The organism is Paucibacter sp. PLA-PC-4, assembly GCF_026241155.1.
Classification (GTDB): Bacteria; Pseudomonadota; Gammaproteobacteria; order Burkholderiales; family Burkholderiaceae_C; genus Roseateles_E.
Window position 1 is genome coordinate 1 of the sequence record NZ_JAPFGP010000027.1, and the last position, 14,568, is coordinate 14,568.

Consider the following 14,568-nt stretch of genomic DNA (forward strand, 5'->3'; position numbering starts at 1 on the left):
ACTTCGAACAGGTTCAAAAGGACATCTACGGCCAGTTCGAGAATACCTTCATGATGTACCTGCCCCGGCTGTGCGAGCACTGCCTGAACCCGGCCTGTGTGGCCTCCTGCCCCTCGGGCTCGATCTACAAGCGCGAGGAAGACGGCATCGTGCTGATCGATCAGGACAAATGCCGCGGCTGGCGCATGTGCGTCTCCGGCTGCCCCTACAAGAAGATCTACTACAACTGGCAGAGCGGCAAGGCCGAGAAGTGCATCTTCTGCTACCCCCGCATCGAGGCCGGCCAGCCCACCGTCTGCTCGGAAACCTGCGTCGGCCGCATCCGCTACCTGGGCGTGCTGCTGTATGACGCCGATCGCATCCAGGAAGCCGCCAGCGTCAAGGACGACAAGGACCTCTACCGCGCCCAGCTCGACATCTTCCTCGACCCGCATGACCCGGCCGTGCAGGCCCAGGCGCGCAAGGACGGCATTCCCGAGGCCTGGCTGGAATCGGCCAGGAAGAGCCCGGTCTACAAGATGGCCGTCGACTGGAAGGTCGCCCTGCCCCTGCACCCCGAGTACCGCACCCTGCCCATGGTCTGGTATGTGCCGCCGCTCTCGCCGATCAGCGCGGCAGCCAATGCCGGCCAGATTCCCAGCAGCGGCATCAACGGCGACATCCCGGACGTCAAGCAGCTGCGCATCCCGGTGCAATACCTGGCCAATCTGCTGACCGCCGGCGATGTGGCCCCGGTCGAGCGAGCACTGGAGCGCATGCTGGCGATGCGCGCCTACCAGCGTGGCAAGCATGTGGACGGCGTCGAGAACAAGTCCGTGCTGGACCAGGTGGGACTCTTGAAACACGAGGTCGAGGACATGTACCAGACCATGGCCATCGCCAACTACGAGGACCGCTTCGTGATCCCCACCACCCACCGCGAGTACGCCGAGAACGCCTATGACCTGCGCGGCGGCTGCGGCTTCAGCTTCGGCAACGGCTGCTCGGAAGGCGAGAGCAATGTCAGCCTGTTCGGCGGCGACAAGAAGCGCACGATTCCGATCAAGGCCACGTTGTGAGGGCACTGACATGAACAAAGACAAAACCCCGATGTCCCGGTCCTGCCGCGTGCTGGCCCGTATGCTGGACTATCCACACGCCGAGATGCGCGCGGCCCTGCCCGAGCTGTATGCAGTGCTGCGCGACGAAGCGGCGCTGAGCGCCGAGCGCCTGGACGAGCTGAAGGCGCTGATGGGCACGCTGCAGCAGGGCAATGCCTACACCGTCGAGGGCCGCTACGTCGACAGCTTCGACCGCGGCCGCGCCACCAGCCTGCATCTGTTCGAGCATGTGCACGGTGACTCGCGTGACCGGGGCCCGGCCCTGGTCGACCTGGCCCAGACCTACGAGGCCGGCGGCATGTTCTTTGACGCCAGCGAACTGCCCGACTACCTGCCGGTGGTGCTGGAGTTCGCCTCGACCCAGCCGAGCGCCACCGCCCGCGCCTTTCTCGGCGAAATGGCCCATATCCTGAACACCATCCACAGCGGGCTGATCAAGCACGAGAACCCTTACGCAGCTGCGATTGGCGCGGTGCTGGAGTTGGCGGGCGAGAAGCCGCAGGCGGTGCAGATCAGCGCCGACGAGCCGCTCGACGAGGCCTGGGTCGAGCCGCCCGCCTTCGACGGCTGCAGCAGCAAGGGCCAGAGCCGCCCCGGCGCGCCGCAGCCCATCCATATCGTCAAGAACACACCCATGAACCAAGGAGTGCGTCCATGAACTCGCTCGACTTTGCTCTGTTCGGTCTCTACCCCTATATCTGCCTGGCCGTCTTCCTGCTCGGCAGCCTCTTGCGCTTCGACCGCGACCAGTACAGCTGGAAGAGCGACTCCTCGCAGCTGCTGCGCACCGGCTCGCTGCGCTGGGGCAGCAACCTCTTCCATGTCGGCATCCTGGTGCTTTTCTTCGGCCACACCGTCGGCATGCTGACGCCGCACTTCCTCTACGAACCCTTGATGAGCGCCGGCGCCAAGCAGCTGATGGCGATGATCGTCGGTGGTGTTGCCGGCCTGCTCGGCTTCATCGGCCTGAGTCTGCTGCTGCACCGCCGCCTGAGCGACCCACGCATCCGCCGCAACAGCAAGCCCAGCGACATCGCCTTGCTGGCCCTGCTGTGGGTGCAGCTGCTGCTGGGCCTGGCCACGATCCCGCTGTCGGCGCAGCATCTGGACGGCGGCATGATGATGGCGCTGGCCGAATGGGCGCAGCGCATCGTCACCTTCCGCAGCGGCGCGGTCGAGCTGCTGGCCGGGGCCTCCTGGGTCTTCAAGCTGCATATGTTCCTGGGCATGACGGTGTTCCTGGTCTTCCCGTTCACCCGCCTGGTCCATGTCTGGAGCGGCTTCGGCACGCTGGCCTACCTGATCCGCCCCTATCAAATGGTACGCAGCCGGCGCTTGAATCTGCCGCCGGGCCACAAGCAAGCGCGCTGAGCACAGGAGAAAAAGATGAGCACACAGCAACAAGGATGTGGTGGCGGCAGCTGCGGCTGCGGCGGCAGCAAGACTGCAGCGCCTGCAGTCGTCGCACCGACCGCGATGATCAACGGCGTGCCGCTGCACGCCGACGCCGAGGTCCTCGCGCAGGAAGACCTGCGCCAGCGGGCCTACAGCGAGCTGCTGCGCCAGGCCGCGCAGCGCGCCGGCCTGCTGGCCGTGGGCGATGTGCCGGCACTGGATGGCCTGCTCAGCGAAGCCGCGTCAGCGGCCATCGAGCAACTGCTGGAGCGCGAGCTGCACCTGCCCGAGCCCGACGAGGCCGCCTGCCGCCGCTTCTTCGAGGCCCATATCGCGCGTTTTGCGATCGGTGAGCGCGTCCATGCGCGGCACATCCTGTTCGCCGTCACCGAAGGCATGGACATTGCCGCGCTGCGCCAGCGCGCCGAGGGGCTGCTGGTCTCGCTGCGCTGCGTCGATGCCCAGGCCTTTGCGCAGGCGGCCGCCGAGTTCTCGAACTGTCCCAGCGGCGCCGAAGGGGGCGAACTGGGCTGGCTGACGCGCGACGATTGCGCGCCCGAGTTCGGCGCTGCCTTGTTCGCCCAGGACGAAGCCAGCGCCCATATCGGCGTGCTGCCCCGCCTGGTCAGCACCCGCTTCGGTTTCCACATCGTGCGTGTCGAGGCACGCGAGCCCGGGCTGCGACAGGGCTTCGAGTCCGTCAAGGCCGCGATTGCCCAGACGCTGCGCCAGCAGGCCTATGTGACGGCCTTGCGCCAGTACCTGAACCTGCTGGCCGGCGCGGCCCGCATCGACGGTTTGGCGCTCGAGGGCGCCGATTCGCCCTTGCTGCAGTAGCAGAGGGTCCAGACATGCCCGACGACCTGCTGTCGCGGCTGCGGCGTTTCAATACCGACTTCTTCCCGCAGTACCAGGCCCGCTTCAAGGACCTGGTCGAGCAGGGCCAGCACCCGAGCACCCTGTTCATCGGCTGCTCGGATTCGCGCCTGGTGCCCCATATGCTGACCGGCTCGGGGCCCGGCGAGCTCTTCCTGGTGCGCAATGTCGGCGCCTTCGTGCCACCCTATGACGGCTCCCAGGGTCTGCACGGCACAGCCGCCGCCATCGAGTACGCGGTATTGGCTCTGAACGTGCAGCACATCATCGTCTGCGGCCACAGCCACTGTGGCGGCATCAGGGCGCTCTACGGCGAGGTGCCGACCGACGCCCCCAACCTGCGCGCCTGGCTGGAGTTGGGCCGCGAGGCGACCCTGCCGGTGCAGCTGTCCGACGAGGCGCTGCGCCGCACCGAGGAGCGCTCGGTCGTGCTGCAGCTGGAGCGGCTGATGGACTATCCGATGGTGCGCGCCCGGGTCGAGCGCCGCGAGCTGGCAATGCATGGCTGGCACTATGTGATTGAGGCCGGCGAGGTCCATGTGTTCGACGTCAACGCCGGCGGTTTCGTACCGGCTTCGCGCGCGCTGCACAGCGGCACCGGCCCCTATGCCGACGCCGATCAGGGCGCCTTCTTCAACGAGATCGATCCGGCCTGGGCACCGCAGCGCAGCGAGCGCTGATCAGCCTCCATGCCGATGGACGGCACGGCTGGCGTCCAGCCGCGCCAGCAGCTGTGGCGTGATCTGCTGCAGGGTCAGCAAGGCTCCGCCCTGCTCGGCCGCAAAGCGCTGTGCGCTGGCGCGGTCGACAAAGGCCGGCAGATTGCCGGCCCGCATCGGTCCCAGCAAGGTCGAGCCCTGCACATAGATGGCATCCCGAGCCAGCAGCCAGCCACCGCCCTGGGTGGCCCGGACATAGCTGCCGGCGATCTCGCCGACGTGACGACCGCTGGTGTAGCGGCCCACATCCTGCAGATAGATCAGCAGGCTCAGCGGCGAGTCGAAAAACTGGGTGTCGCCGTTGTCGAAAACCACCTGGGCTGCCCAGTGGGGCGCGCGGGCGGGGAACATGCCGCAGACCGGGCAGCGCGCCTCGGCCGGCACCGCCCGCGGCGCCAGCAGCGGCAGGCCGGAGTTCGGGTCGTGCGGTGTCGGCGGCGCGAACACGCAGACCTCGGCGCCTGGCTCAGGTTCCGGCTGAGGCGCTGAACCGCCCTGGCTGCCCAGCAGCAATGACAGGCTCAGCAAGGCCAGCAGCACGCGAATTCGGTATCCCGGCATCGGCCCTACATGCGGCTGTCGTGCAGCGCGCCGCCACTGAGGTCCACCATCTCGGGCCTGACCTCGGCATAGGCCAGCACCTTGCCGCCATGGGCGGCGGCAAAAGTCTGCGCATCGGACTGTTTGCGAAAGCTCGCCGCCGTCGGGCCCATCGAGCCATGCCGCCGGCTGCCCAGCACATAGAAGCCGCTGCGGGCGTCGAACCAATGGCCGCGCGGCTGCTCCCAGTCGGCCAGCGCCATGTCCTGCACATAGACCGCGCGGATGGCCTTCGCCTGCTCGGGTCGCAGCAGGGTATTGAACATTTCCACCGTGTCGCAGTACCAGTTGGGCTGGGCCTGGCCGGCGAAATGGATCTGAGCCTTGGGTCCGGGATAGTCCGCCAGCAGCATGCCGTCCAGGTCGCAGGTGCTGCCGGCTTCGATCTCCAACGCGATGGCGCTGCCATCGCGCTTTTCGCCGCAGCCGGCCAGCCCGGAGAAGCCGGCCACTGCGGCCAGCATCAGATGTCGTCGATTGATGGTCATGGTTTGAATCTCCAGCTTGCCAAGGCCAGCGGCGCAGCAATCCAGGCCAGCATCGCCCCGCCCATCAGCCAGGGATTGGCCAAGGCGGGCGGCACGATGCTGGCCAGGCCGTAAAGACTGCGCACCTGGTCCAGCGAAAACACATTGAGGATGCGGAACACATCGGTGGGGTTCAGCAGCAGTACATAGGCCAGGGCCTGGCCGCCCCACTCGCCGCCGCTGGCCACCAGCAGGCCCAGCATCAGCAGGTCGAACACCAGCACGAAGCCGAACCACAGCGCGATCGCCAGACCCGAGGCCTTGCTGCGCTCGCGCGCCAGCACCGACAGCAGCAGCGCCAGGCTCAGGAAGGCCAGGCCCAGCAGCACCGAGCTGAGCATGAAGCCCAGGTACTGGTACAAGCCGGCCCAGCCGAACTGGCGCCATAGCAGCCCCGCGACCAGGGCGAAGCCCGCCAGGGTCGACAGGGTCAGCGCCGCGGCCAGACCCAGGTACTTGCCCAGCAGCAGCTCCAGCCGCGTGATCGGCAAGGCCAGCAGCAGGTCCAGCGAGCCGCGCTCGCGCTCGCCGACGATGGCATCGAAGCCCAGCAGCAACGCGATCAGCGGGATCAGGTAGATCACCAGGCTGACCAGGCTGGCGATCACGAATTCGATCGAGCGGGGTCCCAGCTGACCCTGGGCCGCAGCGCCGAAATAGCTGATCACCAGCGAGAACACCGCGAACACCAGCGCCACGGCCAGCACCCAGCGATTGCGCATGCGGTCGCGGAACTCCTTGGCCGCCAGCGCCATGACCTGGCGCCCTTCGATATCGGGCAGGAAACTCATGCGGCAGCCCTCAGCTCGAAGAACAGATCCTCCAGCGAGGGCTCGCGGATCTGCAGGTCCAGCACCCGGCCGGCCAGCAGCGCCAGCGCCGCCATCTTGTGCGCCCGCGGGCATTGCAGCTCCAGCGCGCCCGTTCCGTCGCTCTTGCCACTCAGCCGCAAGGCCGGCATCGCCTGCAGCGACACCCGCAATGCCGGCAAGCTCGGTGGGTCGATGCGCAGGCTGATCGTCAGCGGCAGATCCTGCTGCTCGCGCAAGGCCTGCACACTGCCCAGCGCCTGGATGCGGCCGTTGGCCATGATGGCCAGGCGGTCCACCCGTTGCTGCAGCTCGGCCAGGATGTGGGAGGTGATCAGCACCGTGACGCCCTGGGCGCGCAATTCCTGCAGCGCGGCATAGAAATCGCGGATCGCCGACGGATCCAGGCCGTTGCTCGGCTCATCGAGGAATAGCACCTGCGGCCGGCCCAGCAAGGCCTGGGCGAAACCCAGGCGCTGGCGCATGCCCTTGGAGTAGTCGCGCACCGGCTTGGCGCCACTGCTGCCCAGGCCCACGCGATCCAGCAAGGCCGGGCAGCTGGCAGCCTCCGCGCCCTTGAGCCGGGCGAAGAAGCGCAGCGTCTCGAGGCCGCTGAGGTTGTCGTAGAGCACCAGGTTCTCGGGCAGGTAGCCGATCTGGCGGCGCGCGGCGCGGAAGTCGGGGCCGCTGACCACGGCTCCGGCCACCGTGATTGCGCCGGCGCTGACCGGGATCAGGCCCAGCATCATCTTGAACAAGGTGCTCTTGCCGGCGCCGTTGTGGCCGATCAGGCCGAACAGCTCGCCGCGCTGCACTTGCAGATCGACGCTGTCGACCGCGGTGACCGCGCCAAAGCGCTTGCTGACACCACGCAGCGCGATCGCCGGGTTCATCGGTTCTGATCTCGGGCGATCAAGGGCCAGGGTAATGCTTGTCACGCCAGGCACTCCAGTCTTTGTGTTGGGGATGCATGCGCGGCGCGGCGTCGACGACGCTGGGCACGCGCAGCACGGGGAATTGCCGCCCGACCAGGCGCAGGGCCTGCACGGCCGGGCTGGCCAGCAGCAGCTTGATGCCGGGGTGGCGCCAGCTGAGCCGGTCCACCATGTCATTGGCCTCGTAGGGAATGTCGCCGGCGCCATCGCCGTCCCGGTCCCAACCGAGGTAGTTGCTCCAGTGGTTGCCCTGGCCGGCTTCGTCCGGTTTTGCTGACCGGGCGCCCCAGGCCTCGTCGCGCGCGCCGACATAGCGCACCTGTTCCCGGTTGGCGATGAAGTCGTTGCCTTGAACCAGGTTGCGGGTCGAGCCGGCGGCCAGATGAACACCGACGCGGTTGTCGACCACCAGATTGCCACGCAGGGTCGCGTATTCGACGTCGTAGATGAAGAAGCCGCGATTGTTGCCAGCGACGATATTGCGCTCGACCACCGAGTCCTGCAGGGTGCGCAGCATGATGCCGTGGTCGGAGTTGCCCCAGGTGCGGTTGTTGCGCACGATCTGGTCGCGCACCTCCATCAGCGCCAGGCCACCGCGGTTGTAGTAGCTGTCGTTGTCCTCCCACAGATTGAAGTAGGAGTTCATGTAGTGGCTGCCGTAGCGGCTGTGGTGCAGTTTGTTGCCGCGGAAGATCGCGTGATGCGAGACGTCGACATAGAGCGCGTCGCGCACGAAGCCGATGTTGTTGCCGATGATACGGGCGCCACGGGTGTTGTAGAGCTGCACGCCGTTGCCGCGCTGCGCGGAGTTGTACTCGCGCTTGCCGGTGATCACATTGGCCTCGATGCGCACATCGTTGGCCTTCTCGATCCACAGGCCGAACAGGTTGTAGCTCAGGTCGCAGCGCAACACCACGGCGCGGTGCGCGCCGGGGCGGATGTAGATGCCGGCGTTCTGGGCCTTCAGGCTGTCGCCCGAGTCGCGCACGATCAGACTCTCGATCCACACATCGGGCGCCGTGATGCGCAAGGTGTCGCCCTGCTGCGCGCCGCTGAGCGTCGGCCGCCGCGCGGGATTGCTGCCGCGCAGGGTCAGCGGCTTGTCGATGACGAAGTTGCCGACATGGCGGGCGGGCTCGATCTCCAGCACATCGCCGGCCGCTGCGCCATCGATCGCCTGCTGCAGCGAGTCCCCCGGACGCACGCGCAGCGTCGCCGCCTGGGCGCAGCTCAGGGCCAGCATCAGCAGCAGGGTCAGGAATTGCCTCATGGCAGCAGCAGGCCCAGGGCCTTCAGACTGAGGAACAGGGCGGCGCCGATCAGCAGGTTCTTGAAGCCAACATAGCTCAGCATGTCCATCCACGAGGCGCGCCGGTAGTGGGCCTGCCACCAGGGGCCGTCCTTCACATAGCGCTTGCCCGACAGGCGTATCAGCACCTCGTAGACACTCCAGCCGAACCACCAGGCGATGACGGCACTTGGCGACAGCCGCCCGCTGCCGGCCAGCAACCAGACCAGGCTGGCTGCCAGCGCCAGCGAGACGCCGGCGATCTGCAGGCCCCGTTGCGTGCGCCAGCCCTCGGCGCTCCAGGGCCACAGATGATCGACCAGTTCCAGCCAGAGCCAGCGCAGCCCGCGCGCGTCGGCCTTGTGCGGCGGCCGGACCGCCTCGGTAGGCATGCGCGGGTCGGGGCCGTTCGCGACCTTGGCGGGCATGGCCGGCGCCGGATGGATAGGAATGAAGTAGCCGTCGCGGCCGATCGGCGTGATCTCCAGCCCGTCGCGCTCGCGGCGCTTGCGCTCCTTGGCCAGCGGCGGGCAACCCTTGGCATCGGTGTACAGCACCATGCAGTCCAGGCAGTGCAGGCATTCGCGGTGGTCGATGCGGCCGTCCGCGTCGATGGCCAGCGAGCCGCAACCGACCGCGCAGGCCTTGCAGCTATTGCAGTCCTGCTTGCGCTTCAGGCCGAACCAGCGGAAGGTGCTGGGCATCGCCAGCGCCGCGCCGAGCGGGCAGATGTACTTGCAGTACGGTCGCTCGATGAACAGCGAGATCCCCAGCAGCGCGCAGACGAACAGGCCGTAGGGCCAGGCCCGGTTCGTGATACCCACCAGGAAGGTGGTCTTGAAGGGTTCGACCTCGGCCAGCCTCTCGGCCAGGCCCATCGAGAACATCGAGACCGTCAGCAGGCCGAAGAAGAGCGCGTACTTGAGCCACTTCAGCCGGTCGTGCCAGACCCGTGGCAGATGGCCCTGCCAGCGCTTCAGGCCGATCAGGCCGCCGAGCTTGTAGATCGCTTCCGACAGCGAGCCGAAGGGGCACAGCCAGCCGCAGAACAGGCCGCGCCCGAACAGGAACACGGTCAGGATGATGAAGATCCAGAACAGGAAGATGAAGGGGTCGGACAGGAACAGCGACCAGGTCCACTGGAACAGCAGCGCATGGAACCAGGTCAGCACCTGGGTGATCGAGGGCTGGGCCATGGCGCCAAAGCCGACGAAGCCGATGCTCAAGGCCCAGGCGCTGTACTTGAAGGCATTGACCGGCCATTTGTTCTTGAGGGTGGCGCGGCGCGTCAGCGTCTCCCTGAAGGCGTAGACCACCGCCACCGCGATCAGCAGCGCGGCGAAAAAACCGATCTCGATGGCGCGCGACTTCCAGACCTGGACCCAGGGTGCGGCCGCCTCCTTGATGGCCGGGCGGCCGCCGTCGAGCAACTCGTCGGCCAGCCACAAAGGCGTGTCGAAACTGGTGAAGCTGCGCGCGCCGCTGGCGCGGTCAACCCGGTTGCCCAGCAGCGACAGTTTCCATGGGTAGGCGGCCGAGAACGCCGGCGAGCGGATCACGAAGATGGCCGACTCGGTGTAAGCCGGCGCACCGGCAGCGGCGATGCCATAGAGGTTCAGGTAGTCGAGATCGCGGAAGGTGAAGGAATCGGCACCCTGCTTGACCTGTACCCGGTCGTAGAGGCCCCCACGCACAAAGCCCGAGCCCTTGAAGGACTCGGCGCCGGCCGTGCGGATAATGAAGATGGCATGCTCGCCGGGCTTCAGTTGGGCACGCAGATTGTCGTGACCCTGTGCGCCGAGCAGGCTGCGTGCGACATCGGGATGGTTCAGGTCGCCGAACCACAGCTCGATAAAAGGTTCATCGGACTTGTCCAAGCCCAGCTGCTCGGGCCGCACCTGCAGGCGCTTGACGCTGCCCTGCTTGACCAACTCGGCCCAGCCGGCGTCCGGCCGGGCCGGCGCATAGCGGGCCGGTTCGCGCCGCGTCGGCGCCAGGATGCCGACCTGGCGCGCCACGGCCGCGCCCGAGGCCATCATCACCTGGTTCTGCGCGATCACGGTGACGGTGGCGCCCGAGATCGCGTCCAGCCCCAGCACGCCCTCGTCCGGGCGCGACTGGCCGATCTCCAGCTTGTCGGCCACCGACTTGCCGAGGTACTGCTCGTTGAACTTCAGCAGCGCTGACTCGGGAATGCCCAGCAGCAGGATGGGCTCCGAATGCTTGAGCACCTTGACGCCGACGAAGCGCCCCTGCCTGTCCATGCCGATCAGTGTCACCACCGGCTTGCCCGAGTAGGCCGGCGTGTCGGTGATGTCGGTCGACAGCATCACATAGCCCAGCAGCTTGCCGTGCGTCCCATGGCCATCGCCGGCGCCATAGGCTTCGACATAGGGCGGAGAGCCCAGCCGCTCGGAGAACGATGTCGCGCCAGGAAACACCTCGGTGCAAGGCAGCAGCGCGCACAAATCGCGAGCCGTTGCCAGCTCGGCAGGAAGCTGGGCCTCGTAGGCACCGGCAGCAACGGCCGGAGTGCTTGGCAACAGCAGAAAAAATGCGGCCAGGGCGGCCGCACAAACTTGTCTGAGGAACTGCATGGTTTTATCGGTCTTCCCAAGCCACGGCGCGCGTTCGAGACGCGCCGCGGCTTCGCTCAGGCTCAGGCCTCGACGATCATGCGGCTGCGCATCTCGAGGTGCAGGGCGTGGCAGAAGTGGGTGCAGTAGCACCAGAACACGCCGGGCTTGTCGGCCACGAAGGTGACGGACGCCGTCTCCAGCGGGTTGACGATGAAGTTGACGTTGTACTTGGGGATGGCGAAGCCGTGCGTCAGATCCTCGATCTTGTCCAGATTGGTCAGGATCAGGGTCACCTCATCCCCCCTCTTGAGCTTGAACTCGCGCAGACTGAAGGCCGGCGCCTGCGAGGTCATCTTGATCGTGACCTTCTTGCCGTTGCGGAGCACGCCCGACTCTTTCGGGTCCTTGATGGCCAGCGGGAAATCATCGAGCGCATAGACCTGCTTCGGGCGCAGCAGCTCGCGCTTGAAGATGATGAAGTCATGCGGCTCGCCGCGCACCGGATGGTCAGCCAGCAAGACCATCTTCTCGCCCGAGATGTCGATCAGCTGCTCGTTCTCCGGATGCAGCGGACCGACCGGCAGGAAGCGGTCCTTGGAGAACTTGCAGCCCACCGCCAGATACTTGCCGTCGGCCGCGATCGTCTCGGACTGCGAGGCGTTGACATGGCCGGGCTGGTACTGCACATCGATGCGGTCGACCACATACTTCGCGCTCTTGTCGCCCTTGTGGAAGGCGATCGCCTTCTCGACATTCCACTTCACCACCTGGCTGTCGAGGAACAGGGTCGTGTAGGCATTGCCGCGCCCATCGAAGGCGGTGTGCAGCGGGCCCAGGCCCAGCTCGACCTCGGCCACGATGGCGTCATCGAGTTTCTCGAGCTTGCCGTCGAACCAGTCCAGCACCTTGGCCAGCTCGATCACGGTGCCGGTCGGTGAGAGCTTGCCGGCGCAGATGAAATACTTCTGGTCCGGGCTGGCATTGACGCCGTGCGGGTTCTTCGGCACCGAGACATAGGCGGTCAGCGCGCTCTTGGCGTCCTTGTTGGCGGCCAGCGTGCCGTCGACAACCGGCACCTTGGAGTCACCGTAGGTCTTGAACTTGCCAGCTTTGACGGCCGCCTCGATGCGGGCGACGTTGAAGAACAGGCAGGCATCGCGCTCGGAGGACATCATATCCTCGTACTTGGCGCCCATCTCGGTGTTGTACTGATTGGTAGCAGCCAGCTTGCCGTCGTAAGAGGTCGCGGTCAGGTCGCAGTTGCCGTCGATCAACACCTGCCAGCGCACTTCCATCGACTCGGCATCGACACAGCTGAACAGCGAGTGGTACTTGCCCGTGTCCTCGCTGCCGCTATTGGGCAATGGGATCGAGAACTCGGCGCCGCAGAACACCCGGGTCGTGTAGTTGATCGCCGGATCGACCGGATCGCGCTTGTCCGGGAAGATGCCGTGGAAGCCCTGCACATTGGGCAGCTCGGTGATCTTGTCACAGACGAAATGATCAAGCCGGATGCGCGCGATGCGGCTGTTGATCTTGTCGTTGATCCAGGCATAGCGCCCGTCGTAGTTGCCGTCCTTGTAGGAGGCATGGGTGTGATGGGTGTCCGCCACCGTGTACTTGAGGCTGCCGTCGGCCTTGGTGCCCATCACCTGCTTCGATTCATTGGTCACGCCCCAGCCGACCAGTGCGTCCGGCACGAAGCAGGGAATCCGCGTGATCTCGCGACCCGAAGGCAGACCCAGCACCCGCATATCGCCGGTATGGCCGCCGCTCCACAGGCCGTAGTAAGTGTCGAGCTCGCCGGGTTTCAGATGCACCGCACCGGCAGCGCCATGGCCGGCACCACCGGCCGGCGCGCTGCCGGCCAGCGGCGTGGCTGTGCCGGTGGCCTTGTCGGTACAGGCGGCGATGCCGGCCAGGCCGGCAAGCGCGGCCGTGTTGATGAACCGGCGGCGGCCGAGACCGGCCGCTGCGGCCGCATGGGAGGCGTTTTGTTTGGTCATTGCAAGTCCTCTGGAAATGGTCGGCCAGCGCTGCCGACCGGGCCTGTAAGTGTTTTGGGCAGACGGATGTTCGTCGGCCCCGCCCGGCGCCTAACTGATCCAGATCAATCATTTTCATAAAGGGCAAAATTTATGCACCTTAAATAATTACTCATTCCTAGAATCCGGGCCATGCACACAAGGAGCATCTGATGAGCAAGAAAAACCTGACCATGGCGCTGGCGACGGCCTTCTTCGTGATGGGCTGCGGCCAGCAGGACGCGCCGGCACCGAGCGCCGCAGCGGCGCCGGCCGTGACCGCAGCGCCCGCACCCGTCGCGGACAACGCCCTGGGCAAGAGCATTTACGGCAAGACCTGTGCGATGTGCCACGCCGCCGGCGTGGCCGGCGCGCCCAAGCCGGGCGACAAGGCCGATTGGGGCCCGCGCATCGCCCAAGGGCAGGCGGTTCTCGACAAGCACGCGCTGGAAGGTTTCACCGGGGCCAAGGGCATGATGCCGGCGCGTGGTGGCGCCGCCGCGCTGAGCGACGACGAGGTCAGGGCCGCCGTCCAGTTCATGGTGGCGCAGTCGCAGTGAGAGCCTGCTGATGTCACCCCTTCCACCAGAGCCGTCCAGCCCGGACTCCGGGCGCCGGCGCCTGCTCGGCGCCCTTCCCTTGCTGGCCACGGCCGCCTGGCTGCGTCCGGCGCTGGCCGACCCGCGCGTGGTCCAGCAGTCGCGCGTGCTGATGGGCACGAGGGTAGAGATCACCGTCGAAGGCCGCAACGCCGCCAGCAGCGGCGCGGCGCTGGCCGCCGCCTGGGCCGAGATGGCACGCCAGGCCGACCTGATGAGCCGCTACCGGGCCGACAACGCCGTGCGCGCACTGCAGCTCGCCGCCGGGCTCCAGCCGGTGGTCGTTGCGCCCGAAATGATGCAGGTCCTGAAAACAGCGCGGCAGGTTTCCGAATACAGCAACGGTGCCTTTGATATTACCGTTGGGGCATTTTCAGGATGGGGTTTTGATCCAGCACAAACAGTTATTCCAAGCGCGGATGAAATACGTCGTCAATTGAGTCTGGTGAATTACCGGGACGTGCTTATCGATGAATCGGGCAGCCGCGCTTATCTGCGTCGACGTGGTATGCGGATCGATCTGGGCGGCATTGCCAAGCTGCCGATTCTCGAGGCCGGTCTGCGGGTGCTGCAAAGCCGGGGGCTGGCGGGCGCCATGATCAACGGCGGTGGCGATGTGCTGGTCAGTGGGCAACTGCAAGGGCGCGACTGGCGCATCGGTCTGCTCGATCCGCGTGCGCCGCGGGCGCCGCAAGGACTTTTGGGCCTGATTGCGCTGAGCGACGGTGTCGTCGCCGCCTCGGGCGACTACGAGCGTTGTTTCGTCCGTGATGGTCGGCGCTACCACCACATCCTCGACCCGCGCAGCGGCCAGCCCAGCAGCGGCGTCCGTGGTGTGGCCCTGGTGGCGCGCCGCGTCGCCGATCTGAACGGCCTGGGCACAGCGCTGATGGTGGGTGGGCCGGCGGCGAGAACACGATTGCTGGCCGGGCGCCCGCAGGTCGATGCGCTGATCGTGGCAAGCAACGCCGCGCCCCCCTGGATGTCGGCCGGGATGGCGAGGCGGCTGCAGGTTTGATGCCGCGCAAACGAAAACCCTGTCCGGCTTGCGCTGCCGCAAATTGATACGCGCGGCGCCCGCCACATTCATCAAGCCCTCAACCTAGAACGATGGAGA

General features: G+C 66.6%; 14 protein-coding genes. 7 read left to right on the top strand and 7 right to left on the bottom strand.

The features are described 5' to 3' along the window. The 5 genes from narH to OOZ63_RS26590 form a co-directional block, all read left to right on the top strand. Nucleotides 1-1,058: nitrate reductase subunit beta (gene narH / locus OOZ63_RS26570; RefSeq protein ID WP_266008692.1), on the top strand; the 1,058-nt coding region annotated here is incomplete at its 5' end. A 10-nt stretch (nt 1,059-1,068) separates the two neighbouring features. Then, entirely contained in the window at nt 1,069-1,758 is a 690-nt protein-coding gene (narJ, locus tag OOZ63_RS26575; protein ID WP_266008693.1) for a nitrate reductase molybdenum cofactor assembly chaperone, read from the top strand. After that, nucleotides 1,755-2,471 carry a respiratory nitrate reductase subunit gamma gene (gene narI / locus OOZ63_RS26580; RefSeq protein WP_266008694.1) on the top strand — a complete coding sequence of 239 codons (717 nt, stop codon included), beginning with the start codon at nt 1,755-1,757 and terminating at the stop codon, nt 2,469-2,471. Before narJ ends, narI begins: the two co-directional genes overlap by 4 nt. Before the next feature lie 15 nt (nt 2,472-2,486). After that, the gene (locus OOZ63_RS26585) at nt 2,487-3,332 is read left to right on the top strand and encodes a peptidylprolyl isomerase (protein ID WP_266008696.1); all 846 of its coding nucleotides are present in this window, start codon (nt 2,487-2,489) and stop codon (nt 3,330-3,332) included. 14 nt (nt 3,333-3,346) lie between these two features. Next, nucleotides 3,347-4,051, top strand: coding sequence for a carbonic anhydrase (locus tag OOZ63_RS26590; protein ID WP_266008697.1), 705 nt, complete (start codon nt 3,347-3,349; stop codon nt 4,049-4,051). Here OOZ63_RS26590 and OOZ63_RS26595 read toward each other — a convergent pair whose 3' ends face one another. From OOZ63_RS26595 to nosZ, 7 genes are all read right to left on the bottom strand, one after another. Further along, nucleotides 4,052-4,651 (bottom strand): nitrous oxide reductase accessory protein NosL, encoded by a 600-nt coding sequence (locus tag OOZ63_RS26595; protein ID WP_266008698.1) that lies wholly within the window; start codon nt 4,649-4,651, stop codon nt 4,052-4,054. Between the two features lie 5 nt (nt 4,652-4,656). Continuing rightward, on the bottom strand, nt 4,657-5,178 hold the full coding sequence (locus tag OOZ63_RS26600; protein ID WP_266008699.1) for a nitrous oxide reductase accessory protein NosL: 522 nt from the start codon (nt 5,176-5,178) through the stop codon (nt 4,657-4,659). Continuing rightward, nucleotides 5,175-6,008 (bottom strand): ABC transporter permease, encoded by an 834-nt coding sequence (locus OOZ63_RS26605; RefSeq protein ID WP_262973474.1) that lies wholly within the window; start codon nt 6,006-6,008, stop codon nt 5,175-5,177. The genes OOZ63_RS26600 and OOZ63_RS26605 overlap by 4 nt, the downstream gene beginning before the upstream one ends. After that, complete coding sequence (locus tag OOZ63_RS26610; RefSeq protein ID WP_266008700.1) at nt 6,005-6,919, bottom strand: ABC transporter ATP-binding protein; 915 nt, start codon at nt 6,917-6,919, stop codon at nt 6,005-6,007. Before OOZ63_RS26610 ends, OOZ63_RS26605 begins: the two co-directional genes overlap by 4 nt. Nucleotides 6,920-6,938: 19 nt before the next feature. Continuing rightward, nucleotides 6,939-8,231: a nitrous oxide reductase family maturation protein NosD gene (locus OOZ63_RS26615; RefSeq protein ID WP_266008701.1), complete on the bottom strand. Its 1,293-nt coding sequence runs from the start codon at nt 8,229-8,231 to the stop codon at nt 6,939-6,941. Continuing rightward, nucleotides 8,228-10,846 (bottom strand): NosR/NirI family protein, encoded by a 2,619-nt coding sequence (locus OOZ63_RS26620; RefSeq protein ID WP_266008702.1) that lies wholly within the window; start codon nt 10,844-10,846, stop codon nt 8,228-8,230. The genes OOZ63_RS26615 and OOZ63_RS26620 overlap by 4 nt, the downstream gene beginning before the upstream one ends. A 62-nt stretch (nt 10,847-10,908) precedes the next feature. Then, nucleotides 10,909-12,834 carry a TAT-dependent nitrous-oxide reductase gene (nosZ, locus tag OOZ63_RS26625; RefSeq protein WP_266008703.1) on the bottom strand — a complete coding sequence of 642 codons (1,926 nt, stop codon included), beginning with the start codon at nt 12,832-12,834 and terminating at the stop codon, nt 10,909-10,911. A 191-nt stretch (nt 12,835-13,025) separates the two neighbouring features. Between nosZ and OOZ63_RS26630 the strand changes: the two genes are divergently transcribed. Together OOZ63_RS26630 and OOZ63_RS26635 are read left to right on the top strand one after the other, a co-directional pair. Beyond that, a complete protein-coding gene (locus OOZ63_RS26630) occupies nt 13,026-13,412 on the top strand; it encodes a c-type cytochrome (protein ID WP_266008704.1) in 387 nt (128 codons plus the stop codon). A gap of 10 nt (nt 13,413-13,422) precedes the next feature. Next, complete coding sequence (locus OOZ63_RS26635; protein ID WP_266008705.1) at nt 13,423-14,469, top strand: FAD:protein FMN transferase; 1,047 nt, start codon at nt 13,423-13,425, stop codon at nt 14,467-14,469. Nucleotides 14,470-14,568 lie beyond the last annotated feature (99 nt).